Consider the following 25,314-nt stretch of genomic DNA (forward strand, 5'->3'; position numbering starts at 1 on the left):
CCGCTTCGGATGCACTCCGGAGCGGGGCCGTCGTGTTTCGAAGGAGCACCATGACGAAGCGAGCCCTCCTCACGCGAATCCTTCCGGGAGTCACGGCGACCGCCGTGCCCCTGCTGCTCGGGCTGGTGGCCCTGACGGGCTGTGGCGCGATGGAGCCGGGAGACCCCGGCGACACCGAGTCCCCCGCCACGCTGTCGCGCGCCGCGACGGCGAACGTGCAGGCCTTCTATGGGGAAGGCCAATGGCGCAACCGCTTCGGCATCACCGGCCCCTACTACGGCCCCCTGGGGCACCGGGGGCTCGACATCGCGGCGGGCGCCGGCCAGGCCATTCCCGCGCTGCGCTCGGGCACCGTGCGCCGCGTCCAGTACTCCTCCGTGGTGGGCCACACCCTCACGATCGAGTCCGCGCCCGGTGACTACTCCGGCTACGCCCACGTCATCCGCACCCGGGTCTCCGTGGGGGATGACGTCCAGCAGGGCGACATCATCGCCTACGCGGCGGGCGCCGGGGATGACCATGGCTCGGCATGGTCGGGCGCGCACCTGCACATGACCCGGGGCTCCACGGATCGCTGTGCCTTCGGCGAGAACGTCAGCGACCCCGCGCCCCTCATCCGCAACGTGCTCGGCGGCGGCTCGGGCGGCGGCACCGAGCCGGGCGGCGGCTCGGGCGGCATCCAGGTGAGCGTCGAGGAGGGGAAGATCCTCCAGCGCGTCGCCCAGCGGGGCGGCTACACCGGCCCCGTGGATGGCGTCCTGGGCACCAACTCCTGGAAGGGCGTGCAGACCGTCCTCAAGAACAAGGGCTTCTACACCGGTGCCGTGGACGGCGCCCCGGGCGAGTTGACGTGGAAGGGCGTCCAGCGGCTCGCGCAGCTGGGCGGATACACGGGACCCGTGGATGGCTTTCCGGGCCCGTACACCTACGCGGGCCTCAACGCCTGGCTCTCCCAGGACACCACGACGCCTCCTCCCACGGGCATGCGCGGCGTCTACGGCATCGACGTGGGCACGACCCAGCGCGACCTGGACTTCCAGGCCATCCGGGGCGCGGGCTACCAGTTCGCCATCGTCAAGGCGGGGGGCTCCAACGTCTCGCCCCGCTACACCGCGCCGTACTACACCCAGCAGGTCGCCCGCGCGCGCGCCGCGGGCTTGATCGTCGGGCACTACTGGATGGCCGGCTCCACCGACCCCGCCGCGGATGCCCAGTACTTCGTGGACCATCTGTATGACCATCGCCCGGGCGACCTGCTGGTGCTCGACAACGAGGCGATCGACGACGGCATCTTCTGGAACGACACCCGGACGGCGACCTTCATGCAGGCGGTCAAGACGCGCCTGGGCAAGGCGCCCTTCCTGTACACCTATTCCGGCCTGCTCACGGCCAACACCTGGAGCCAGACCCGGGCGGTGGGCTCGAAGCTGTGGATCGCCCACTACACCGGCACGCCCGGCAACCCGAACATCGGCACGGCCTGGCCCTCGTGGGACATCCATCAGTACACGTCCTCGGGCAACCAGAATGGCATTCCGCTCGACCTGAACGTCGCCCGGCTGTCCGCCTTCTCGGGCCTGAGCCAGCCGCCGGAGGGCGAGACGTCGCCGCCGCCCACGGCCATCCCGGGCGGTGGAGGCGGTTCGGGCGGAGGAAGCGCCCCGACCCTCACCGTCGAGCAGGGGAAGATCCTGCAGACCCTCGCCCGGCGCGGCGGCTACACCGGCGCGATCGACGGCGTCCCCGGCGCCAACACCTGGACGGGCGTGCAGAAGGTCCTGCGGGAGCTGGGCTACTACGAGGGACCCGTGGACGGCGCTCCGGGCCTCAACACGTACAAGGGCCTGCAACTGCTCGCGCAGGATGGCGGCTACACGGGCCCCATCGACGGCATGCCCGGCCCCAATACCTACAACGGCCTCCAGGAGTACCTGAACGGCTCGTCCGGCGGAGTGCCGCCGCTCAGCAACGCACAGGGCGTGACGCTGCAGCGGATCGCGTGGGCGGGCGGCTACACCGGCGCCGTGGATGGCGTGCCGGGCGCGAACACCTGGAAGGGCCTCCAGCAGGTCCTCGGAGGCTACGCGTACTCGGGCCCCGTGGATGGCGTCATGGGCACGGGCTCGTGGAAGGCGCTCCAGCGCTTCGCCGCCAAGGGCGGCTACACCGGGGCCGTGGATGGCGTCATGGGCACCAACGGCTGGAAGGGCGTGCAGACCGTGCTGCGCGGCTTCGGCTACACGGGCCCCATCGACGGCGTCATGGGCACGAACTCCTACGCGGCGCTCCAGCGCGTCGCCCGCCTGGGCGGCTACATGGGCCCCGTGGATGGCGCCATGGGCGTGAACTCGTGGAAGGGCTTGCAGACCTTCCTGAGCGGCGCCGGATACTCGGGTCCCATCGACGGCGTGCCCGGCACGCAGACCTACAAGGTGCTCCAGTCCCTGGCGAGCCGCGGCGGCTACGCGGGCCCGCTGGACGGCCTGCCCGGGCCCAATACCTACGCGGGTCTGGCGAACCTGCTGGACTAGCCCCTGACGAGAAGGAGTGAAGCCATGAACCCCACCTGGATGACCTATGGCGTGCTCGCCGTGGCGATTGTCCTGGAAGTCGCTGGGACGACCTGTCTCCAGTTGTCCCAGCAGTTCACCCGGCCGGTGCCCACGGCCATCATGGCGGTCTGCTACGTGGGGGCGTTCTACCTCGTCTCGCTGTCGCTGAAGACCATTCCCGTGGGCATCGCCTACGCGATGTGGAGCGGTCTGGGCATCGTCCTGATCTCCCTCATCGGCGTCTTCTTCCTCCACCAGAAGCTCGATGCCCCGGCGGTGCTCGGCCTGGGCTTCATCGTGCTCGGGGTCATCATCGTGAATGTCTTCTCGAAGTCGGTCTCGCACTGAGCCAGAAGCCCGCGATGAAGACGCCGCCTCCCCTCCCCCCGGCCCGCCGAGACCCCACGAGCGGTGACACGCTGGGGGGCAGGTGGTTCGCCGATCCCTATGCCTGGATGGAACGGCTCAGCGCCGAGGAGACCCAGGCGTGGCTCGCCGCCCAGGAAGCCGCCACGCACGAGGTCCTGCGCGCGGTGCCCGGGCGCGAGGACCTGCGCGCGGCGGTGGCCCGCGCCGCGCACCACACGCGCTGCTCGCCCCCCATGCCCGCCGGTTCCCCGGGGCAGACGTTCCTCTGGTGGGCGGAGGCCCACGACGACAAGCTCAAGCTCATGCGCCAACGGGCGGAGGGCGCGCCCTGGGAGGCGGTGCTCGATCCCAACACCTGGGCGCCCGAGGAAGCCCTGGTCTTCGCCGTGCCGTCGCCTGATGGCACGCGGGTCGCGTTCGGCAAGGCGGTGGGCGGAACCCATGCCGCGCGCATCCACGTCCTTGACGTGGAGACCGGACGGCTGCTGCCCGACCGCCCCTGGGGAACGCACCACGCCTCGCTGGCCTGGCGGCCCGACTCCTCCGGCTTCTTCTACGCGGCGTGCCCCGAGCCGGGTGAGGTGCCCGCGGGAGAGGAGGCGCACTGGAACGCCATCTACGAGCACCGGCTCGGCGCGGAGGCGCCCGCCCGCCGGATCTTCGGCGATGACCGGGTGAAGGACTACTGGTGCACCGTCCAGGTCAGTGAGTGTGGCCGCTTCGCCGTGCTCACGAAGTGGGACTACGTGCACGCCAATGCCGTCTTCCTCCTGCGGCTCGCCGATGACACCTGCATCGCCGTGGTGCCCACGCCCCGCGCCATCAACCAGGTGCAGGTGCTGGGCGACACGTTGCTCATCCGGACCGACCTGGACGCCCCACGAGGTCGGCTCTGTGTCGCGCCGCTGGCCGAGCCGACGGCGTGGCGCACGCTGATAGCCGAGCACCCGGAGGACATCCTCCAGACGGTGACTGGCCTGGGCGGCCGGCTCTACGCCGTCTACTCGCGGGGGGCCGCGCACCACGTGCGCATCCACGCCGAGGACGGCGGCTTCCTGCGCGACCTGGTACTGCCCGCGCTCGGCGCGGTGAACCGGGATGAGGGCGAGGGGGTCGTCAGCGGCCTGAGCGGCTCCTGGACGAGCGACACGGTCTGGGTGCGCTTCATGTCGTACGTCCAGCCGCCCTCGGTCTACCGCTATGACTTCGCGACGGATGTCCTGTCGCCCTACCACGTCCCCGACATCGGCCTCGAGGCCTCCGCCTACGTGACGGAGCGGATCGGGTACACGTCGCCCGATGGCACGCGGGTCTCCCTGTTCCTCGTGCGTCACGCGGAGCAACCGCGCGACGGACGTCAGGCCGTGCGGTTGAGTGGTTACGGCGGCTTCAACATCGCCCAGGCGCCCCGCTTCACGGCGCTCCAGGCCGCGTGGCTGAGCCTGGGCGGCGTGCTGGCCTTCGCCCACGTGCGGGGAGGCGGCGAGTACGGCCGGGACTGGCACGAGGCGGCCCGAGGGACCCGGCGCCAGAAGTCCTTCGACGACTACATCGCCGCGGCCCGGTGGCTCGTCTCCGCGGGCTACACGGTGCCCTCCCGGCTCGTCTCGCGCGGCAACAGCAACGGGGGTCTGCTCGTCGCCGTCACGGCCCTGCAAGCGCCCGAGGCCTTCGGCGCCGTGTACTGCCGCGCGCCCCTGCTCGACATGCTGCGCTTTCCGCGCTTCGGCTACCTGAGCGCGGCGACGGTCGAGTACGGCTCGCCCGAGGATCCCCTCGAGGGCGCATGCCTCGCCGGCTACTCGCCCTACGAGAACGTCCGCGCCGACCGGCCCTACCCCGTGATGGCCTTCGTGCCGGCGATGAACGACCAGACCGCGCCGCCGCACGATCCGCTCAAGATGGTGGCCCGCCTCCAGGCGGAGGGCGTGCGCGGGGGGCCCTATCTCCTGCTGCCCCTGAGGGACTCGGGCCACGCGGGGGGCACCACGCTGACGGCGCTCATCGAGCAGGACGTCGACGAGTTGAGCTTCTACCGCTGGGCACTCGACGGGAGCGGCGCGCGGGGCGGGTGATATACCCGGCCTCGCGATGGCATTTCCTTCTTCCTGGCGGTCCAGCCGCTTCGCCGCGCCTGGCGTGCTGCTGCTCGCGTCCCTGGCCCTCTACGGTGGGGGCCTGCTGCCCGACCGGGCCTTCTTCGTGCGCGACGTGCTGCGCTACTACTGGCCCATGCAGGCCACGCACTGGCGGCTCGGCGCCGTGCCGCAGTGGAACCCCTTCCACCAGGGGGGCCTGCCCTTCCTCGCGGACATCCACTCGGGCGTGCTCTACCCGCCCAACCTCCTCTTCGCCGTCCTCTCCTTCCCCACCGCCTACGCGCTGTTGCTCGTGCTGCACCACGCCGTGGGCCAGTGGGGCATGTTCACCTTCCTGCGGGGCCAGGGCTTCGAGCCGCCCGCCGCGTTCACCGGCGCGCTGGCCTTCGGCTTGTCGGGCTATGTCGCCAGTCTGTGTGACCTGGGCCCGCTCGTGTCGGGCCTGGCCTGGGTGCCCTGGGTGCTCGCCACGCTCCAGGCGCCGCTCGTGCGTCCGCGCAAGCTCGCGCTGCTGGCGCTGCTCATCCTGCTGTTGCTCCTCTCGGGCGACCCCCAGTCCGGCCTGTACGCGGCGATCGCGGCCGCGGTGCATGTCCTGTGGTACCCCGGGCGCATCCGCCAGTGGGTGACGCTCGCGGGCGCCGGGGTGCTGGGCCTGCTGCTCGCCGGCGCGCAGGTGGTCCCCACGCTCTGGCTGCTGGCGGAGTCGACGCGCAACGCGGACACGCCCGCGCACGTGACGAGCTGGAGCCTGCCCTGGCCGCGGCTGCTCGAGTTCGCCATCCCCTACCCTTTCGGGGAGTACCTGGGGCAGCCCCCGTTCTGGGCCTGGTCCATGATCCACGGTCCGAGCCCCACCCCCTTCGCGTTCAGCGTCTACCTGGGCATCACCGTGTGGGTGCTCGCCGTGCTGGGCGCGCGGCGCGAGCGGTTCACGGGCTTCGCGCTGACCCTGTGCGGGGGCGGCGTGCTCCTGGCGCTGGGCCAGGACTCGCCGCTGTCCTTCCTGTTCGCGCATGCCCCGCTGAGCCTCTTCCGCTACCCGGAGAAGTACGTCGTGCTGGTGGCGCTGGGCGGCGCGGGGCTCGCCGCGTCGGGCGCGAGGGCGGTGCTCGCGGACGTCCCGTGGCGCCGACTGCTCGGACTCGGCGTGGCGGCCCTGCTGCTCGGGGTCGTGCTCGGGCTGCTCTGGGCCGAGCCTCCCGCGCTCCTCGCGTGGGTGAGGGCGGGCCTGCGCACCCGTCCGCCCCAGGAGGTGCTCCTGCTCGCGGCGCGCTCGGTGCGCACGGCGCTGGTCTTCATGGTCGCCCTGCTCGGGCTCGTGGCGCTCGCGCGGCGTGTGCCCGCCGTCCGCGGTGCCCTGCCCGTCCTGCTTCCCCTGCTCGTGGCGGGAGATCTGCTGTGGACGGCGCGCTCGACGGTGATCCTCGGGCCCCGCTCGCTCTACACCCAGGAGCCCCAATTGCTCTCCCGGCTGCGCGAGGAGGTGGGCACCCCGCCCACGCGGCTGTTGCGCATGGACGCGATGCTCGCCGAGCAGGCCCCGGGCAGCCGGACCCTGGAGGAGGTGATCCGGCTGAGCCAGTACGGAGTGGAATCCCTCGTCAGCAACCTGCCTGGAGTCCATGGCCTGGAGGAGCTCACCACCTACGGCGGCGTGGAGCTGTGGCGGTGGAGGGCCTTCACGAGCGCGCTCGCCGTGAATCCGCCCTTGATGGCGCGGCTCTATGGCACCTGCCTGTGGACGACCTCCTCCGCGCCGCGCTTCCACTTCGGAGAGGAGCTGACGCGCGTCGCGTCCGGGCCGGCGTCCATCGACGTGCGGCGCTTGAGCGATTGCCCCGCGCGGCTGCGCACGGCCTCGCGCACCACCCCCGTGGCGGAGCCGAACGAGGCGCTCGCCCTGTTGCGAACCGAACGACTCGATGGGCTCCAGCACGTCGCCGTGGAGCAAGGCGCCGCGAGGACCTACGGCGCCGCGCGGGTGGAGGAGATGCAGCTCGACGCCCGGAGCGCGCGGGCCCGGGTGGTGGCGGGCCCGGGCGGCACCTTCGTCGTCTTCGCGACCACGTTCTACCCAGGGTGGTCGGCCACCGTGGAGGGCGAGGAGGTGCCCGTGTACGCCGTCAATGGCGCGCACATGGGCATCGAGGTGCCCGAGGGCGATCACCGGATCGACTTCGCGTTCACCGACCCCGGGCTCGTGTCCGGCGTCCAGGCGAGCCTCGTGGGCTTGCTGCTGCTCGGGCTCGTGCTGCTGCGCGGCCGTGAGGACAAAGCGCCGCCGCCCGCCCCCGCGCGCTAGGCCCCGCGCGGACACGTGTCATCGGGTCGCGGCTTGCTGGACCTCGAAGCATTGCCGCGACGCGACAACTTCCCGGGTCACTGGGATTCCCCGAAAGAACCTGACGCTCTGGGTACAGTGGCGCGCCCCCCTACCCCGGAGCAACTGCATGCAACGAGTGAAGTCCCTGATCGGACCCTCGCTGTCGGCGCTCGCGCTGTTATGCGCTTCCTCGGCGAGTGCCCAGATCGCGGCGGCGCACGTCTATCACAACCACATGCCCAACTTCTGGGCTTACTACGACGTGAGCAAGTACGCGTCCACGCCGGTCGGAGGACCGGTGCGGTACATGTATGACGCGCAGGTCATCGAGCTGAAGAAGAACCCGCCGCCCAACTACACGTACTACCTGCCGTCGGGCGCGCCCATGCCGCACGACGATCTGGTCACCTATTACTCGCACCACGCGAAGACGGGCGCCTACCAGTCCTGGCCGCAGAGCGTGGCGGCGGACATGAAGGCCAACGCCCCCACCGGCCAGGTGCACGTCACCATGTCCGGCGCGGTGGTGAACAACGTGCAGGATCTCAACACCCTGCGCAACGTGTCCGGCTACGACAACAGCGGTTGGGGCGCGTCCTGGAAGGATCGCGCCAGCACGCTGCTGACGCCCGGGGGCCACCGCACCCTGGATCTCATCCACTTCACCGGCCACCACTCCATGGGGCCGCTGGTGGGACCGGAGTACTTCCTCAAGGATCTCATCTACCAGAACGTCACGCTCGCCCAGCCCTACTTCCTCGGCGGCGCCTTCCAGTCCTCCAAGGGCTTCTTCCCCACGGAGCTGGGCTTCTCCGAGCGGCTCATCCCCACGCTCGCGAAGCTGGGCGTGCAGTGGGCGGTGATCGGCGACAACCACTTCTCGCGCACGCTCAAGGACTACCCGTACCTGAACGAGCCGGGCTCGGACACGCTCGTGTCTCCGCCCAACCGCGCGGACCTGCAGAACACGAGCACGGTGGGCTCGTGGGTGAGCCTGGCCATGGCGCACGAGCAGCAGGTCATCAAGAACAAGTACCCCTTCGCGTCCACGCCGCACTGGGTGCGCTACGTGGACCCCGCCACGGGCGCCGAGTCGCGCGTCGTGGGCGTCCCCGTCAACCAGAACGGCTCGTGGCTGGAGGGCTGGGAGGGCGAGGCCACCGTGGACGTGGTCAACCTCAAGAGCTTCGAGGGGCTGGTGCCCCAGAAGCAGTTCTTCGTCATCGCGCACGACGGTGACAACTCGAGTGGCCGCGCGGGCTCCGAGTCCACCTGGTACAACGGCCGCTCCGTCACGTGCGCCAGCGGCGTGCAGTGCATGGGCATCTCCGAGTACCTCCTCAACCACACCCCCGCCGCCACCGACGTGGTGCACGTGCAGGACGGCTCGTGGGTGGACACGCGCGACTCCTCGTCCGATCCCCAGTGGCACCACTGGAAGCTGCCCTTCGGCATCTGGAAGGGCCAGTTCCCCGCGTTCAACCAGGCCACCGGCCTGAACCTGGCCCCCAAGACGAACCTCCATGGCGTGCAGGAGGGCATGACGGTCTCGCTCGAGCACGGCTGGCACTACCTCGAGCGCAACTTCGCCCTGCTCCAGGCGGCGCTCAACCACGCGAAGACGGCCGAGCAGATCTGGCTCGACGCGCACCCCAACCACTGGTCTCCGGGCACCGCGATGGACCGGCAGATCACCCACACGGGCAACCAGCTCAACCCCTGGATGCTGTCCTATCCCGTCAAGGGAGACGCGGCCAATGACTGGGCGGGCGGCGCCAACCCCGCCGAGCTCGCCTGGTACTTCCTGCTGCCCGCGCTGGACTCCGGCTTCGGCTACTACGACGAGAACCAGGACGACAACGTCAAGCCCACGCTGGCCTTCAACCAGTCCCTCTACTTCTCCAAGCCCTACGTGCAGGAGCGCCTCGCCCAGGACAAGACGGGCCCGTCCGTGTGGTGGCCGCAGCGCTGGCCCTACAACCCGGGCAGCGCCAACACGGACAAGTCCGAGGGCTGGACGCTGCACTTCTTCAACAACCAGTTCGCCCTCTACACCTATGCCTATGACGTGAGCGGCATCACCAGCATCAAGGCCCGGGTGCGCGTGCACACGAACAAGAGCATCGACCCGCTCGACAACACCCACAAGGTGTACGACCCGGCGGGGCGCAAGGCCGCGGGCGTGCCCAACATCGACACCTCGCGCGTGGGCACCTGGGTGGACTACCCGCTCACCCGGCGCGAACTCAAGCCGGTGATGAATGGCGTGGCCTGGCAGCCCGCGTACCTGCCCGTCATGGCGAAGGTGCCCGCGCAGGAGATCGGCGACCTCTACTACGTCTACCTGGGCAACTACCGCGACCAACTGCTCGACTACTACATCGAGGCCACCGACAGCCGGGGCAACGTCACCCGGAGCGAGATCCAGTCCGTCTACGTGGGCTCGGGCCGCTACAGCCTGGTGGGGGGCAAGTACATCGAGGATCCCCAGGGCGCGGTGCAGGGCACGCACCCGTTCCTGGTGGTGGACACCACCGCGCCCTCCGTCCCCACGGGCCTGAGCGTCCCGGCGAAGACGGATCGCTCGGTGACGCTCGGCTGGAGCGCGGCCACGGACAACGTGGGCGTCACGGGCTACGACGTGTTCCGTGACGGCACGCAGGTGGGCTCGAGCCCGGGCACGACCTATACGGACAGCGGCCTGACACCCGGCACCCAGTACAGCTACACCGTGCGGGCCAAGGACGCCGCGGGCAACGTGTCTGGCCGGAGCACCGCCCTGGCCGTGGCCACCCTGCCCCCGGACACCACCGCGCCCTCCGTCCCCACGGGGCTGACGGCCTCTGGGACGACGAGCGCCTCGGTGGCGCTCACCTGGACGGCCTCCACCGACAACTACGGCGTCACGGGCTACGACGTGTTCCGCGGCACGACCCAGGTCGCCACCGTCACGAGCACGAGCTACTCGGACACCGGCCTGCTGCCGAACACGGCCTACAGCTACGCGGTGCGGGCCAGGGACGCCGCGGGCAACACGTCCGCCCACAGCGCGAGCCTGAGCATCACCACCCTCGCGGGCAACAGCGCCACCGTCTATTATTTCAACAACAACTTCGCCTCCAAATACATCCACTTCCGCGCGGGCAGCGGCACGTGGACGACCGCGCCCGGCTACGTCATGGCCGCCGCCGAGGTCGCGGGTTACGCCAAGTACACCGTCAACCTGGGCGCCGCCACGACGCTCGAGTGTGTCTTCAACGATGGCAAGGGCACCTGGGACAACAACAAGGGCAACAACTACGTGCTGCCCGCGGGCACCTCCACCGTGAAGGATGGCGTCGTCACCCGCGGCGCGCCCACGCTCGACTCCACCGCGCCTTCCGTCCCCACGGGCCTCACGGCGACCCAGACGGCCACCAGCGTGTCCCTCGCGTGGACGGCCTCCACGGATGCCAGCGGCATCGCCGGGTATGACGTGTACCGCGCGGGGGCCCTGGTGGGCTCGCCCGTGTCCACGAGCTACACCGACAGCGACCTGAGCGCGGGCACCACGTACAGCTACACCGTGCGCGCGCGCGACACGGCGGGCAATGCCTCCGCGCCGAGCGCCGCCCTGAGCGTCACCACGGGCAGCACCACCGGCACGAGCGTCACCTTCACCGTGACGGCCAGCACCGTCATGGGACAGAACGTCTACCTGGTGGGCAACCACACCGCGCTCGGCGGGTGGAATACCGGCTCGGCGCTGCTCTTGTCCTCGGCCGCCTACCCGAAGTGGAGCGTGACGCTGAACCTGCCCGGCTCCACCGCGCTCGAATACAAGTACATCAAGAAAGATGGCTCCGGGAACGTCACCTGGGAGAGCGGCGCCAACCGCACGACCACGACGCCCGCCTCGGGCACCGCCACGCTCAACGACACCTGGAAGTAGCCTCGGCGAGGGGCGAGACACGGCGCGGTGTGCGCCGTGTCTCACCCGGCCAACCCTGGTGAAATCCTCGCGGGTTCAACTACAATGGGCCTCCTGCGGCAGGGGGACTATGCACACGCTCGAATTCATCGCGAAGCTCGCCGAGCTGTCCAAGCAGGACACCAAGAGCGACTACGCCGTGCTCGTGGACAGCCATGACGTGCCCTTGGCGGTGGGCGTCCACCCCACCACGGACACCCGGAGCACCGCCCACTCGGCCATCGTCAACATCCTGCAGAACCACAACAGGGTGCGCGCGACCGACAAGTTCATCGTCACCTACAAGCCCACCGCGATGTGCCTGGGCATGTTGAACAACTTCAAGTCCTCGGGCGGTGAAGAGGTCGTGCGGCTCGAGGTGTTCAACACCAGCGATGAGGAACTCAAGGAGGGCGCCCAGCTGGACACCAAGGGGGTCGACGTCTCGTCGCTCCAGAAGCTCCTGGCCTCCGCCAAGAAGCGAGGGGGCGACGTGCACACAGTGGCGAGCGGCTTCGACGCCCTGGCCAAGGCCCCCTATACCCAACGCCGTCCCATTCCCAAGCCCCATGCCATCGCCCTGGCCAAGGTTCCCCCACCCCCGCCTTTCCGCGGCGCGGCGGCGCCGGAGCCCTTCGCGGACAATTCCTTCATGTTGCTCGCGTTCTCGCTCGTGGCGCTGAGCTGGTACGACAAGGGCACCTACGAGAAAAAAGTGGCGCCGACCCTGAGCGGCAACAATGTCGGCGCGGTGATCGTCAAGAACCAGCAGATCATCTCCTGGGGCATCAACGTGGGCGGACAGCACTCGACGCTTCATGCGGAGACCCTGGCCATCCAGGCGTATCTGGAGCGAACGGGTGAAGCGGCGCTTCCCAGTGGGTGCGTCATCTACTCCACCCTCCAGCCCTGCCACATGTGCGCGGGCTTCATCGCCCAGATGGCCCAGGGCGTCAGGGTCGTCTATGGCATGCAGGACAACCAACTGCAGACCTGCCTGAAGGCCGTGGAGCGGCCCTGGCTTTCCTCCGAGAGCACCGCGCTCATCGAGGCGGTCAACAAGAAGAAGGGAGGCCTGCAGGGCGCCTCGACCAAGTTCCTGCGCGACGGCGACATCAAGGACGCGTTCATGCCCGCGTTCGACACGCTCAGCCAACGCAAGTCGGAGAAGAAGTCCGAGCAGACCCTGCTGATGCACTGCCGGGAACTCCTGCTCATCGTGGCGGAGCAGGGTCTGGCCACCAACGACGGGTTCCAGCGGCTCCTCGCGATGGCCGACACCCTCGGCGCGCAGTTCGACGAGATGAATGTCGGACGCGCGAGCGAGCTCGTGCAAGAGCAGCGCGACCGCGCCCATGAATTGTCCGAGCAAGCACAAGAGGACCTGAACAAGGCGGGGAAGCTGCATGCCGCGGCGGAGCAGCAACTGGCCGCCATCCAGCGGCAACGGGAGATCGCCACCCAGGCGGCCCGCGCCGCAACGACCGCACGGCAAGAGGCGTCCGCCCTGGACAAGGTGTCCGAGGCCCGCTTACGAGCGGAGCAGGCCCGGAAGCTCGCCACCCAGGCGGAGGATGCGCTCGACGAGGCCCGAGAGGTCCGCGGCGAACTGAAGACCGGTGCGGAGGAGGGACATCGGCTCGCCCAGGACGCGCGAAATTGCGCGAATCTCGCGAAGAATGCCGCCCAGAGCGCCCTCGCACGCGCCAAGGTCCGCACCGTCGTGGGCTTCCTGGACAAACAAGGCGCACCCACGCCCAACGCGTCCCTGGCCCACAAGGTGGAGCACGCCGCGACCCGGGCCGCCCTGGCCAACGACTCCGCGCAAAGTGCGAGCGTCTTGAGCACGAAGCTGAGCGAACTGTTGCCCACCGCGGCCCGCGCCATCCTGGAGACCGAGACGCAGTGCAAAAGCGCGGCGGCCGAGGCCGAGCGGGCGAACCTGCTCGTCGAGAACAAGCGGCTCGTCGCGGAGTTCGATCCGTACACGAGCGAGTCCATCAAGACCCTTCGTCAGAACGCGTTGGAGGGAGCGGAGGAGGCCAAGAAGCAGGCACAGGCAGCGCAAGTCGTCCTGGAGGAAGCCGAGAAGGCCGTCAGTGAATTCACGTCCGCCAGGGCCATCCAAGAAGCGAACAAGTCGTTGGAGCTGGCCAAGGAGAACGTCAGGCTCGCGCGAGAAAGCCACGAGGAAGCCCACCTCGGCGCGCAGTCCGTGCTGAAGCTCAGCGGGGAGTTGGAGGGACTCCTGGGAAGGCTCAAGAAAGCCTCCGCCCAGGAGACCGTCGCGCAACTGCACAAGGAGACACAAGCCAAACGCGATGAGCTGAAGAACGCCATCAAGGACGTCAAGACGTCTCACACCAAGACCGCCTTGGCCTTGAACAAGGCAAAGTCCAATCGAGACGCCGCGACCACGCCCATCACGTGCGCGGGCAAGAACTGCACCCAGACCCTCAAGCAGAAGACCTCGCTCATGAGCCAATGGCATGCCTGCAAGCGCTGCCGGAACCACTACTGTGGGGCGTGTGGGTCGAAGATGGAGTGGCAATCCACCTTCTCCCGGACCCGCAGGTGCGGGGGGAGCAAATGTGACGGAACCACCGAGCTCGTCTGATACCCACCGAGGGCCTGGAGGAACGTCACCCGAGCAGCAGCAACCCGAAGAGCCCCACGGCCAGCAGTGACATCCCCCAGCCCAGGGCGCGGGCCGCGACGTGCAGGCCTCCCTCCGGGACATAGAGGGCCAGGCCGAAGCCGGCCGCGCCCAGGAGGGCCGCGACGAGCATGGCGACGCGGAACAGCTCATGGAAGCCGCGCGCCATGCCGTTGCCCGCGGCGTCGCCTCCCGAGGAGGAGTAGGCGGGCCACCCGGTGAGGAAGCTGAGCCCGCCGAGGGCGATGAGCGCGAGCGAGACCCAGAGCGCCACCTTGTTGGAATCACCTGTCATGGGCGCCGAGTCTACAGGGCGCCCGGGGCTCGATGGCTCATCCAATGCGCGCCGAGCAGGCCCAGGGCCGCCAGCAGGAAGAGCCCGCCTGGCACCCGGAAGAAGAGGCCCCCCTCCGGCCACCCGAGCGCCAGGCCGAAACAGGCCCCGCTCAGCAGGGCGAGGCCGAACAGGATGAAACGCACGATCTCGAAGCAGCCGCGCGCCAGGCCATTGCCCGCGGCGTCACCGCCCCGGGGGGTGTAGGCGAGCCATCCCGTGACGACGCCCAGCGCGCAGAGCACGACCAGCGCGAGGGACGCCCCGAGCCCCCACCCATCCAGATGGCCGCTCACGAAGAGGACTCAGGGCGCCATGAAGGTGATGAACGAGCCGCCCGTCACCACGAGCGTCTCGCCCACGGCGTGCACGTTCACCAGGGCCGACGTGGCGGAGAAGCAGGAGGCCTCCAGTCCGTTGGAGGTGCTCTTGTCCAGCGAGCCCTGCTTCCAGACCTCCACCCCCGTGCCCCCGTAGTCGACGGCGAACAGGTGGCCATGGGCGGCCGTCACCTGCTTGGCGAAGAAGGGCACGTAGCACGCGCAGACCTCGGCCGAGGAGGCGGTCAGCTTCGGCGCGAGCGGCGTCTTCGTGTCCATGCGCAGGCCCCGGGCCCCCTCGGGATGGGCGGAGACCGCCCAGAGGGCCGAGTTGGCGGAGGTCAATCCCAACACCGTGCCCGACACGTTCAGCGGGGGCTGCTGGGTCACGGGCCGGGTGCGCTCGCGCACGTCCAGCGTCACCAGCGAATCCTTGACCCCGCCCGCCACGTACAGCACGTCCCCCACGAGCAGCAGATCCGTCAGCGCCAGGGTGCCGCCCGAGGAGAGGGCCGTCACCTGCACCGGCGTGCCGCTCGTCAGGTCGAAGACGAGCACGAGGCCGGTGCTCGTCCCCACATAGGCGTAGCGGCCATCCGTGGCGAGCGCGTTGGGCGCCAGCGACGGCAGGCCCCGCAGCTCGCCCATCGCCACGGGTGCCTCGGGGCGGCTCGCGTCGAAGAGGTGCAGGGTGTTGGCGGTGGCGGCCACCAGCCGACCATTGGCCACCGCCAGCGACTCCACGCGCGCCGGCATGGACAGGGGCGCGAGCTTCCGGGGCGCACGGGAGTCGCTCAGGTCGAAGACCGCGATCGTCGCGAAGCCCGCCACGTACGCCACCGTGCCCACCGAGGCGATCTCTCCCCCGCTCTCGTTCGCGCCGTTGATGACCTCGACACAGCGGTAGGCGGGCAGCATGTCGTCGGCGGAGTTGGAGCATCCGCCGCCCAGCGAAAGCAGGAGGGCGGCGAGCAGCGAGCGGCGGGGCGAGGGGACGTTGGGCATGCGCCAGCCTAACGTGGTGGGCGGAGACCGGGTGCCCTGAGGTAGCATGGAGCGGTGCGCCTCGCCTCGGCTCCCCTGCCCCCCGTCGAGAATGCCCTGCCGCTCTGGCCGCCCCTGCTCGCCGCGCGGGGACCGGGCACGAGCAGCTCGGGCCATGCCCACCACGCCCTGCACCTGGTGCTGGGATTGGATGGGCCCCTCCGCGTGCGGAGCGAGGGCGGGCCCTGGGAGAGCATGGCGGGGGTGCTGACGGCACCCGACGTGCCACATGCCCTCGACGCGGAGGGCCGGCAGGTGCTGCTGGTCTTCCTGGACCCGGAGAGCGAGGTGGGCGCGGCCCTGGCGGCGCGGCTCTCCGGCCCCCTCCGTGCCCTCTCCAACGAAGAACGGGACGCCCTGCTCCCGGGCGCCGAGCCCGCGCGGCTCATGGGCCCTGAGGGCGCGGCGTGGACCCGGCGGGTGATGGAGGTGCTGGGCGCGCCGATGCCCTCCGCGCCTCGGGCCATCCATCCCCGGGTCCGCAAGGTCCTCCGGCTGCTGCGCGACCTGCCTCCCGAGGCGGACACCTCCCTGGAGGCGCTCGCCGCCCAGGTGGGCCTGTCGCCCGGACGCCTGATGCACGCCTTCACCGAGTCCATTGGCCTGCCCTGGAGGCCCTACCTCGCCTGGCTGCGGCTACAGCGCGCCGCGGCGGGCATCGTGGCGGGCATGCCCCTGGGGGAGGCCGCCCACGCGGCGGGCTTCTCCGACGCGGCCCACATGACACGCACCTTCCAGCGCATGCTGGGCCTGCCACCCTCGGCGCTCAAGCCCCGGTCGTAGCCAACTCGTTCAAGCCCGCCCCCGAGGCGTGCGGTACACCCCCCCTCATGACGACCGAACGGACCGAAGCCCTCCTCCCCTGGCAGTGGAAGCTCTACCCGGGCAACCACGCCGAGCGCCGCAACCTGCTGCTGCACGGGGTGACGGTGCCCGTGTTCCAGATGGGCACGGTGCTGCTCGTGGCCTCGCCCCTCCTGGGCCTGGCCGGGGCCCTGCCCGGTCTCGTCGCCATGGGGGCCGCGGTGGCGCTCCAGGGCCGGGGCCACCGCATGGAGACGACGCCTCCCGTGCCCTTCCGGGGCCCCGGGGACGGGGTTGCCCGCATCTTCGTGGAGCAGTGGGTGACGTTCCCCCGCTTCGTGCTGTCCGGGGGGTTCGCCCGCGCCTGGCGTGCGACGCGCGCGTCCTCCCCCACGCCGTGAGCGCCGCCCCACTTCGTTGACGCTCAGTGCCGCGCGGGCGCGATGAGCTGCTCACGCAGCGTGGCCAGCGGCGTGGTCCAGTGGGATTCCCACCGGAAGCTGGCCAATCGCCGGGACTGGCAGCCCCGCCGGAAAGCGCTCCACAGCCGCCGGGCGTAGGTGGTCGCATCGAATCCGGGCACCATCCGGGCGGCCTTCGCCGACTGGAGCAGGATGAGGAGCGAGGTGCGCAGGTGCAGGTTGCCGAGGGTGAAGGCCTGCAGTTCCATCTCGCCCAGGACATCCGTGGCGTAGCCGGTCACCAGATGGTGGAAGTCGTGGGTCTCCCGGAGCCGCGTGGCGATGTACTGGGCGTCGTTCCTCGGTGGGCTGAGCGTATCGATCGGCGTCAGCCCTTGTTCCCGGAAATACCGAGCGAACGTATGGCCCAGGGTCCCGGCGGGAAGCGCCTCCATCGCATCCAAATCCAGGTTCGACACACTCAACGACGGCTTCTCGCTCAGCAGTCCGCGGCCCTCTTCGTGCTGGGCGAACTCCCGAGCCATCGCCGTGCACAGGCCCCATTCCACGCTGTCATAGAACAGGGCCCCGTGGAGGGGATCGGTGGGCTCCACCTGGAGCACCTTGAGCGCGCGCAGGCCCACCTTCAGGCGCGTGAACACCGAGGGGTTTTCGGGAAGCGGCGACGGGAGGGGACTGGGTTGAGGCATGGGCTTGCTCGAGGTTGAACGGCTCATGCCACGCTCCGGCGTCGCGACACGGGGGCTTCGGGTGGGTAGGACGTCGGGCCACCACTGTCGTAGGCGGCGTTGATGGTCCGGATGAACACCGGATCGTGCAGCGGATCCGTGGGGGTCTCGACGGGAATCCCCTTGGCGCGCACGTCCTGGAGCAACGTGTCGAAGACCCGCTCGAAGCGCAGCGGGTCCTGTGAATAGACCCGCGTCAACTCGCGCGGCGGCGCCACCGGGCGCAGAAGCCGCGCCAGCTCATCCTTTCGTGCTTCGGTCAGCATCCCTCTGCTCGCATTCCTCGCGGCCCCCTGGCCGCGGCATGGACCACCCCCATGCTCTGGCATCGCGTGAGCGGGCGCTCAACCCACAATCCCCGGCGGGGTGCCGCTTACTCGACACGCACGCGCCACTGTCGAGAAAGTCCTCCCGCCAGGGGCCGCGTCACCCGCCCCGTGTGTCGTCCCGGGGCACATCCACGGGGCTGTCGAGCAAGGAGGAAAGCGTCGCCAACCAGCGCGCCATGTCCTCGGGAGGATGGGGGGCGCGCCGGTCCAGCCACCACTCGAGCACGCCCAGGTAGGCCGAGGCCATGAAGCGGCTCATGACGGGAAGCGGTACGCCCTTGAGCCGGTCCGGCAGTTCGGCGGCGTCCTTCAGCTCGGCGTTCATGAGCCGCTCGAGGATGCCGCGCAACTGGAGCGAGTAGGCGTGCAGGCTCCGCTGGCCGAGCATCAGCTGATACAGCTCGGCATGCGCGGCCGCGTGCTCGAACCACCCGCGCAGGGTTTGATGGAGGCGCTCGTGCGACGCCTCCAACCGCTGATGGCCGCGCGACAGCTCCAAGAGCATGTCCCGCATGACGTGCGTGAGCAGATCATCCTTGTCGCGGTAGTGCAGGTAGAAGGTGCTGCGATTGAGCCGGGCGCGCGCCGTGAGGTCCCGCACGTGGATGGCGTCGAAGCCCCGCTCGCGAATCAACGCGAGCAGCGCGTCGCGGAGCAGGGCACGGCTGCGCAGGACACGGGGATCCTCGGGCGCGGTCGTGCCCGGCGCGCGCGGACCCAACCCCCTGGACGCCTGTTGTTTCGATGGCTTGGGCATGAGGCGAAGCGCTGGATGTAGCCGCGTCCCCCTGAGCGTGCAAGCCACCGTGTTCCCTCGCCCAGCCGCTGCGCGAGCTTCCGCGTGAGGAGGGCGAGTCGTCCCGCCGGAAGCTACCGCCTACTCGCCGTGGTAGATCCCCACGACGCCGTCGTGCCCGTCCTCGTCCCGCCCGAAGGCGACGAGCAGCCGCCGCTGGGCGCCCGTGCCCGCCGCCCGGATGTCCCAGACGGGCAGTCCGGAGATGATGGGGCCGAGCGTCGGCGCGAGGCTGAGCTCCTGATCGCCCACGAGCCGGGTGATGCCGCCCCCCCAGCGGTGGCCGACCCAGAGGCTGTCATCCAGGGGATCTCGCGCCAGGGACGAGACGAAGCGCCGCGGTGTGGTGCCCAGCGCGTAGTGGAGCACCCGTCCCGTGGCATCCATCCGCGCCAGGCCCCAGACGTAGGAGCCCACCCACACCGAGCCATCCGGCATCAGCGCCAGTCCCGAGACGTTGTCGTCCACGCGATCCGCGGGGCCCGGAATGGCCACCTCGTCCACCCGGTCCGGCCAGACGTCGATGCGGTTGTCCACGGCGGAGCGGTTCTCCGACTTCTTGCGGGCCTTCTCGAAGTCGCGCGGCGGATTCACCGTCATGAACCGGAAGCGCGTGGTGCGGTTGGCCCCGCCCACCCAGACGTCGCCGTCCGGACGCACGGCGAGGCCGTGGTAGGCATCCGTGAGCCGGAACTCGTGCCCCGTCGCGTCCTTGGCCGTGATGTGCGGATGCATGTGCTCCTGCACGCCCGAGCACCCGCGCTGCCCGTTGCACGCGGCATCCCCCTGATAGTCCGGATCCCCCCAGGCGAAGGCATGGTTGGCGCCGAACCAGAGGTTGCCGTGCTCGGCGTCCCACGCGATGCGGGACACGGAGCAGATCTTCTCGCGGCCCTTCTGCTCCTCGGCCACCACGCCGGGACCCGAGGAGATGTCGTAGTGGACGACCTGGAGCCCCGTGTCCGTGAGGGTGACCTTGTCCGCGTCTCCGCTCTTGTAGATGTTGGGATCCCGATCCCGGCGGGAGGGCGCGTAGAAGTTGCTCTCGCAGTCGCCCTGCCCCGCGTAGCCCACGAACACCGTCCCCGGCGGCCCTCCCGTCACGGTGAGCACGTTGAGGTACTTGGGCCCCACGGGCGCGCCGCCCTCCGGCAGGAAGCCATAGGGACGCAGCCCGTCCGCCATGGTGAAGCGCTCGAAGCGCTCCGCCCCGGGACGCAGCAGGAACAGGCCCTCCTCACCGCCCGCCACCCAGAGGTTGCCCCCCGCGTCCTCGGAGACCGACAACACCTCGTGGGGCGCGCCCCGCTCGGGCCCGAGGAACGTCCACCCCGGAGGGTTGTCCTGCGCCCAGCTCCGCGTGGAGAACGCATTTCCCCACACCAGCACCAGCGCCACCCCACTCCACCCCCACCTCGCCACTCGACTCGCCCCCACGTGCACCTTCACCGCTCGCGATTGGACACCACGTCCAATGCCAGACGAAGACAGAGCAAGCCAGACGCCAACCCTCGCGAGGCCCGCGTCAGCCCGCGCGGCCCCCGGAACGTTGGGCGCGCCGGTAGCCGCCCGGGCCCACCCCGTGGAAGCGCTTGAAGGCCTTGTGGAACGCCACGGCGCTCACGTAGCCCACGCGCTCGGCGACGAGGGGGAGGCTGTCGTCCGTCTCGCGCAACCACCGCGCCGCCTTCGCCATCCGCCACCGGGCGAGGTACTGCAGCGGGGGCTCGCCCACGAGCGCCCGGAAGCGCGCCGCGAAGCCCGAGCGGGACATGCCCACCGCGACCGCCAGGCGCTCCACCGTCCAGGGCTCGCCCAGCCGCCCATGGATGAGCCCGAGGGCGTTGCCCATGGAGGGATCCGCCAGCGCCCGCAGTCCCGCGTCCTCCGCGCGGGCGGTCTCGGCCCGCAGGCGGAGCGCCTGGACGAGCAGCACGTCCGCGAGCCGTCCCAGGATGATGGCGCTGCCCGGTCCCGGCGCCGCGCTCTCCGCGGCGATGAGCTGCACCGTCGAGGCGAGCCAGGAGGCCACCCGGCCATCGTGCGCGGCGAGGTGAAGGGCCGGAGGCAGCGAGGAGAGCAGCGGGTTGTGCGAGCCCTCGCCGAAACGGAAGCACCCGGTGATGAGCGTGCTGACCGGGCCCGCGCCCCCGAGCCGGAGCGGCTCCAGCAACGAGCCGCGCATGCGCTCCGGGGGCACGAAGTCCCGAGGCAGGGGCGCGGGCCGCGCGCCATCGTCGAGCACGTGCGCCGAGCCGCGTGGCACCAGCACCACGTCCCCCGCGGACACGTGAAGGGGCTGCGCCAGGCCCTCGACCCGCAGCCGCAGGTGGCCGCGCACCAGCACGTAGAAGGTCGCGTTGGGCTTCTTCGGCAGGCGGGTGGCCCAGGGCGCGCCCAGCTCGAAGCGGCCGAAGAGGAGCGTCGTGAACCGCAACGTCTCCAGGACGTCCGAGATGACATCCACGCGCCCGTCCAGGTGCTCTGGACGCTCGGGCAAGAGATTTGGACTCGCTGGCATTGAGAATCCATAGCCCCCGGGGCACCTTCCGTCCATCTCGAACCCGGAGTCCCCATGACCCCCCCTTCCCCTCACGATGCCGGCGCGCTGTTGGACGCGCATCTGGCGCTCATCGGCACCGACATCGAGCGCTGGTTGGCGCTCTTCGCCGAGGATGCCGTCGTCGAATTCCCCTATGCCCGCTCGCTCGGCGTGCCCGAGCGCCTGGAGGGGATCGCGGCGATCCGCGGGTACTTCGCGCAGACGCCGAAGCACTTCCTCGGGCTCGCCTTCACGAACGTCCGGCGCTATCTCACCACCGACCCGGAGCTCGCGATCGCGGAAGTGCACGGCACGGCGACCATCGCCACCACGGGCAAGCCCTACGCCCAGGACTACGTCTTCTTCGTGAAGACGCGCCAGGGGCGGATCTCCCTCTACCGCGAGTACTGGGATCCCCTCCCCGGCCTCGAGGCGTTCGGCGGCCCCCAGAACCTGCGGCGCATGGTGGACGCGTCATGACGCCTCGGATCCTCGTCACCGGAGCGACGGGCAACACGGGCCGCGTCATCGTCACGCGCCTCCTGGAGCGGGGAATGACCGTCCGCACCGCGAACCGCAGCGGGCCCTCGCCGGACAGCGCCACCGAGCACGTGCGCTTCGATTGGGCGGATGCGTCCAGCCACGAGGCCGCCCTGGAGGGAGTGGACCGGATGTACCTCATCGCCCCGGCCGGGGTGGAGGACCCCTCGGGCCCCATGCTGTCCTTCCTGGACAAGGCCCTCGCGCGGGGCGTCCGGCGGGTCGTCCTGCTGAGCGCCTCGGCCGTGCCCGAGAGCAACGCGGGGCTCGGCGCCGTGCACCGGGCGCTTCGCGAACGCGCACCCGAGTGGACCGTGCTCCAGCCCTCCTGGTTCATGCAGAACTTCTTCGACGCGCGGCACTTCCACGGCGGCAGTCTCCAGCGCGAGGGCGTGCTCCGGACGGTGACGGGCGAGGGGCGCGTGGGTTTCGTCGATGCCCGGGACATCGCGGAGGTGGCCGCGCGAGCGCTCGCGGATGAGACCGCCCATGACACCGCGCACGTCATCACGGGCCCCGAGGCCCTGCGCTACGACGACGTCGCGGCCGTGCTCTCCCGGGTGGCCGGGCGCCCCATCCGGCACGAGCCCGTGGATGCCGACACGGCCCAGCGGTACATGGTGGCCAGCGGGATTCCCGAGCGCTACGCGCGCTTCCTCGTCCAGCTCGACGAGGCCATCGCCCAAGGCGCCGAGGCGCGGGTCACCCCGACGGTCGAGCGGGTCACCGGCCGGGCGCCCCGCTCCTTCGAGGCGCTCGCGCGGGAGCACGCCGCGCGAGCGCGCGCGTGAGCAGTCCCCCTCACCCAGACAGCTTAAAACACACTCAAAAATTCCGCCCGAACGGCAGACAGAAAGTGTTCACTCCGAGTGTTGCCCGTGTGAGGTCCAATATGTTAGGGAGATGGCGGCCCTTGGCCAGACACACACCTAAACACGCCCAGGAGATGTCTCTTCATGCGGAATCTGAAGACCTACCTCGTCATCCCGATGCTGTCCCTGACCCCGATGCTCGCGGCCGCTGCGGAAGTGGACGCGGGTGACTTCGTTTCCAAGCGCTCGGAGTACGTCAGCCTCCGCCCGGCCACCACGGTGGAGTTGCCCGCGCTGAGCGACAGCGACCGGATCTCGCAGTTGCTCGCGGACGTCACGCAGACCTTCTACATCGGCAACTGGACCGGCACGGTCGTCTATGCCGGAGGAAGCCTGACGGGCTCCAGCGTGCCGTACCCGCTGCCTGCCGGCCTGAACCCCTCGGCCCCGTACTACTACTCGGGCGCGGGCCAGGCACTCGTCCCGGCGCTCACGCCGTGGACCCAGGTCTTTGGGTACACGACCAATCCCTCGGACCCCACGGGCGCGGCGAAGACCTGCATCTGGCAGATCGACGTCAGTGTCGTCAACGGCGCCTGCACGGCGAATGTCACGACGAATGCCTATGGCACGCAGGGTGTGAGCTGCATCCTGGATGGCAACTCGGGCGTCGACCCCGCCAGCTGCCAGCTCTTCGTGGGCGTCGGCCTCCAGTGAGTTGACGTCTGGGTTCTCGCGCCATCGCCCGGACGGCGCGAGAACCCACGGTGCGTCAGTACGCGACGGTCGCCGTGTAGGCGAAATGGTCCGAGCCGTACTTTTCCAGGCGCTCGGCGGGACCGGTGCCAATGCCCCGGGTGACGTAGATCTGATCGATGGGCACGCCGTCGACTCCCGCCGTGCGCAGGTGGTTCATCCCCGGGATGTCTTGCGAGAGCGCCCGGTTGAAGTCGCCCACCAGGACGACGGACAGCCCGCGCGAGAGCAGGTCCGCGACGACCTCACGCACCACGGTGTTGTGCGTCCGCCAGCGCTCCTGGCGCTCGGGGTGCTCGCCGTTCCAGGCTCCGGAGATGTAGTGGGTGTTGACGAACGCCAGCTTCGCGCCGGTGTCCTTGTTCTTGAGCACCACCCAGTTCACGAAGCGCGAGGGCGTGACGCCCGCCTCGCCCCCGTGCGTCAGCCGGGAGCCGTCCCCCGTATTCTCGTACTTGTTCTTGCGCCACGAGATGGCGATGGAGTTGCGGGCATCCAGCCGACCCTCGCCCGGACGGAAGTGATCGTAGTACTCGAGCGCGTCGAGCTTGCCGTGCCCCTCGTTGGTGCTCACCTCCTGCCAGCCGATGACGTCCGCGAGCGGCTTGAAAGTCGCTTGCCCATACAGGGTGTTGTGGGTCGCGACGGTGGTCGTCGTGGCCGCGAGCGTCTCCATGCGCTCCGAGCCGTTGGAGGGCAGCAGCCCCAGTGAGAGCAGAAGACCGAGGAAGGCCGAGGACAAGAGGTGGAGCATGGGATCTCAGGGGTGAGCACCGGGCCGCATCCCGGTGCGGGGAAGTGAGCGCGGACTACTCTCCCGGACCGAGGAACTTGTGGAGGACCGGGTTGTCACGGGCGTCCCAGCCCAGCACGCCCACATACAGGCCTCGGCGGCCTCCCTCGTCGGTCTGCGCGTTGAAGTTGACCGGGCAGGGACCGCCCCCACACAGCCAGCCGTGGAAGAAGAGCCGCTGTCCGCCGTCGAGCGCGGCGGCGATGTCCCCACCGCCTGGTCCGCACACGCCGCCGGTGTTGCCGTCCGTGAGCAGGGGGTTCTGCGTGACGTCCTGGAAGGCGTTGGCGCCCAGGCCGCCAGCCCGCATCCAGATGGTCTCGTAGGAGCACAGGTTGTACGGCCCACGCGAGGCGAACAGGAAGTAGTCCCCGGCGCGCTTCACCAGGACCGGGTTCTCCACGATGCGCTCCGAGCGCAGTAACTGACGGCTGGTGGCCCCGCTGGCCACGTGCGTCCCGGCCGCATTGAGCCGGACGATGCGCAGGGACGAGGGCAACTGCTGGGTCTTGTAGAGCAGGAAGCGCGCCCCATCGCTGTCCTTGAAGCCCGACGGGTCGATGACGCCGGCGTTCGTCAGGGGGCGACCCGGGATGGTGTCATCCGGGGTGGGAACGTCAGCCCGCCCCGGACAGACGAGCGGTCCACCCGGAACCGGAGTGAACGGTCCGAGCGGCGAGCTGGCGGTGGCCGCCCCGATACAGCGCTGGTTGTCGTCCAGCCCGCTCACGGGCGCGGCGAAGTAGAGCACCCACTCGTTCGCGCTGATGCGCTCCAGATCCGGGGCCCACATGCCGCCGCCCGTGGCCCACGAGGGCTTCGCGGTGAGGGCGGGCCCCTGGGCCGTCCAGGGACCGGAGGCGACGGTGCCCTGGGCTGACGGGACGAGGCTTCCCGTCGCCATGCCGTAGAACCGGTTGTCGTGACTGACCACGGAGGGGTCCGCGAAACTGCTCCCGCTCGGCGCGTACACGGGCCGGGGCGCGGCGAGCACCGGGGCCGAGACGCCCAGGCAAGCGACGAAGACGACGGATGCGCCCGCGGCGCGACGGCGGAGTGGCTTCACGGTGAATCCTCCTGAATGCCTCCTACTAAATTTCCTGGTTAAAATGACTAGACTCGTTTTTCGGCTTTAGAATCGAG

General features: G+C 70.0%; 21 protein-coding genes. 11 read left to right on the forward strand and 10 right to left on the reverse strand.

What is annotated here, in order from left to right; translation table 11 throughout:
* Window positions 1-50 precede the first annotated feature (50 nt).
* The 6 genes from I3V78_RS27145 to I3V78_RS27170 all read left to right on the forward strand — a co-directional run bounded on the left by I3V78_RS27145 (window position 51) and on the right by I3V78_RS27170 (window position 13,912).
* Window positions 51-2,531: a GH25 family lysozyme gene (locus I3V78_RS27145; protein WP_204491495.1), complete on the forward strand. Its 2,481-nt coding sequence runs from the start codon at window positions 51-53 to the stop codon at window positions 2,529-2,531.
* Between the two features lie 24 nt (window positions 2,532-2,555).
* Complete coding sequence (locus I3V78_RS27150) at window positions 2,556-2,900, forward strand: DMT family transporter (protein WP_275583507.1); 345 nt, start codon at window positions 2,556-2,558, stop codon at window positions 2,898-2,900.
* A gap of 14 nt (window positions 2,901-2,914) precedes the next feature.
* The gene (locus I3V78_RS27155) at window positions 2,915-4,996 is read left to right on the forward strand and encodes a prolyl oligopeptidase family serine peptidase (RefSeq protein WP_204491497.1); all 2,082 of its coding nucleotides are present in this window, start codon (window positions 2,915-2,917) and stop codon (window positions 4,994-4,996) included.
* A 16-nt stretch (window positions 4,997-5,012) separates the two neighbouring features.
* Window positions 5,013-7,325, forward strand: coding sequence for a YfhO family protein (locus tag I3V78_RS27160; RefSeq protein WP_204491499.1), 2,313 nt, complete (start codon window positions 5,013-5,015; stop codon window positions 7,323-7,325).
* Between the two features lie 148 nt (window positions 7,326-7,473).
* Window positions 7,474-11,277 (forward strand): carbohydrate-binding module family 20 domain-containing protein, encoded by a 3,804-nt coding sequence (locus I3V78_RS39990; protein WP_204491501.1) that lies wholly within the window; start codon window positions 7,474-7,476, stop codon window positions 11,275-11,277.
* 109 nt (window positions 11,278-11,386) lie between these two features.
* Window positions 11,387-13,912: a Bd3614 family nucleic acid deaminase gene (locus tag I3V78_RS27170; RefSeq protein WP_204491503.1), complete on the forward strand. Its 2,526-nt coding sequence runs from the start codon at window positions 11,387-11,389 to the stop codon at window positions 13,910-13,912.
* A 25-nt stretch (window positions 13,913-13,937) separates the two neighbouring features.
* Here the strand turns inward: I3V78_RS27170 and I3V78_RS27175 are convergent, their stop codons facing one another.
* Genes I3V78_RS27175 through I3V78_RS27185 form a run of 3 tightly spaced genes read right to left on the reverse strand, consistent with a single transcriptional unit; the run spans window position 13,938 to window position 15,610 of the window.
* On the reverse strand, window positions 13,938-14,246 hold the full coding sequence (locus tag I3V78_RS27175; RefSeq protein ID WP_204491505.1) for a hypothetical protein: 309 nt from the start codon (window positions 14,244-14,246) through the stop codon (window positions 13,938-13,940).
* Window positions 14,247-14,257: 11 nt separating this feature from the next.
* The gene (locus tag I3V78_RS27180) at window positions 14,258-14,581 is read right to left on the reverse strand and encodes a hypothetical protein (RefSeq protein WP_204491508.1); all 324 of its coding nucleotides are present in this window, start codon (window positions 14,579-14,581) and stop codon (window positions 14,258-14,260) included.
* A gap of 9 nt (window positions 14,582-14,590) precedes the next feature.
* A complete protein-coding gene (locus I3V78_RS27185) occupies window positions 14,591-15,610 on the reverse strand; it encodes an LVIVD repeat-containing protein (RefSeq protein WP_204491510.1) in 1,020 nt (339 codons plus the stop codon).
* Window positions 15,611-15,664: 54 nt separating this feature from the next.
* Between I3V78_RS27185 and I3V78_RS27190 the strand changes: the two genes are divergently transcribed.
* Both I3V78_RS27190 and I3V78_RS27195 read left to right on the forward strand, forming a co-directional pair.
* Window positions 15,665-16,432 (forward strand): helix-turn-helix domain-containing protein, encoded by a 768-nt coding sequence (locus tag I3V78_RS27190; protein WP_204491512.1) that lies wholly within the window; start codon window positions 15,665-15,667, stop codon window positions 16,430-16,432.
* Between the two features lie 47 nt (window positions 16,433-16,479).
* Window positions 16,480-16,854, forward strand: a complete 375-nt coding sequence (locus tag I3V78_RS27195; RefSeq protein ID WP_204491514.1) for a terminase — start codon at window positions 16,480-16,482, stop codon at window positions 16,852-16,854.
* Window positions 16,855-16,877: 23 nt separating this feature from the next.
* Here I3V78_RS27195 and I3V78_RS27200 read toward each other — a convergent pair whose 3' ends face one another.
* The 5 genes from I3V78_RS27200 to I3V78_RS27220 all read right to left on the reverse strand — a co-directional run bounded on the left by I3V78_RS27200 (window position 16,878) and on the right by I3V78_RS27220 (window position 21,228).
* Window positions 16,878-17,591, reverse strand: a complete 714-nt coding sequence (locus tag I3V78_RS27200; protein WP_204491517.1) for a Coq4 family protein — start codon at window positions 17,589-17,591, stop codon at window positions 16,878-16,880.
* Window positions 17,588-17,869: a hypothetical protein gene (locus tag I3V78_RS27205; RefSeq protein ID WP_204491519.1), complete on the reverse strand. Its 282-nt coding sequence runs from the start codon at window positions 17,867-17,869 to the stop codon at window positions 17,588-17,590. The genes I3V78_RS27200 and I3V78_RS27205 overlap by 4 nt, the downstream gene beginning before the upstream one ends.
* Window positions 17,870-18,029: 160 nt before the next feature.
* Window positions 18,030-18,653 carry a TetR/AcrR family transcriptional regulator gene (locus I3V78_RS27210; protein ID WP_204491521.1) on the reverse strand — a complete coding sequence of 208 codons (624 nt, stop codon included), beginning with the start codon at window positions 18,651-18,653 and terminating at the stop codon, window positions 18,030-18,032.
* A gap of 156 nt (window positions 18,654-18,809) precedes the next feature.
* A complete protein-coding gene (locus tag I3V78_RS27215; protein WP_338023764.1) occupies window positions 18,810-20,126 on the reverse strand; it encodes a ligand-binding sensor domain-containing protein in 1,317 nt (438 codons plus the stop codon).
* 127 nt (window positions 20,127-20,253) lie between these two features.
* Window positions 20,254-21,228 carry an AraC family transcriptional regulator gene (locus I3V78_RS27220; RefSeq protein WP_239576641.1) on the reverse strand — a complete coding sequence of 325 codons (975 nt, stop codon included), beginning with the start codon at window positions 21,226-21,228 and terminating at the stop codon, window positions 20,254-20,256.
* Between the two features lie 75 nt (window positions 21,229-21,303).
* Here I3V78_RS27220 and I3V78_RS27225 point away from each other — a divergent pair, with 75 nt between their 5' ends.
* From I3V78_RS27225 to I3V78_RS27235, 3 genes are all read left to right on the forward strand, one after another.
* Entirely contained in the window at window positions 21,304-21,750 is a 447-nt protein-coding gene (locus tag I3V78_RS27225; protein ID WP_204491526.1) for a nuclear transport factor 2 family protein, read from the forward strand.
* A complete protein-coding gene (locus tag I3V78_RS27230; protein ID WP_204491528.1) occupies window positions 21,747-22,601 on the forward strand; it encodes an SDR family oxidoreductase in 855 nt (284 codons plus the stop codon). The genes I3V78_RS27225 and I3V78_RS27230 overlap by 4 nt, the downstream gene beginning before the upstream one ends.
* Before the next feature lie 165 nt (window positions 22,602-22,766).
* Complete coding sequence (locus tag I3V78_RS27235; protein ID WP_204491530.1) at window positions 22,767-23,339, forward strand: hypothetical protein; 573 nt, start codon at window positions 22,767-22,769, stop codon at window positions 23,337-23,339.
* Between the two features lie 55 nt (window positions 23,340-23,394).
* On the opposite strand, the gene I3V78_RS27240 is transcribed toward I3V78_RS27235, so the two are convergent.
* Window positions 23,395-24,132: an endonuclease/exonuclease/phosphatase family protein gene (locus I3V78_RS27240; RefSeq protein WP_204491534.1), complete on the reverse strand. Its 738-nt coding sequence runs from the start codon at window positions 24,130-24,132 to the stop codon at window positions 23,395-23,397.
* Window positions 24,133-24,187: 55 nt separating this feature from the next.
* Window positions 24,188-25,237: a family 43 glycosylhydrolase gene (locus I3V78_RS27245; protein ID WP_204491546.1), complete on the reverse strand. Its 1,050-nt coding sequence runs from the start codon at window positions 25,235-25,237 to the stop codon at window positions 24,188-24,190.
* Window positions 25,238-25,314: the final 77 nt, after the last annotated feature.

Origin of the sequence: Archangium primigenium (assembly GCF_016904885.1) — a bacterium.
GTDB lineage: Bacteria > Myxococcota > Myxococcia > Myxococcales > Myxococcaceae > Cystobacter > Cystobacter primigenius.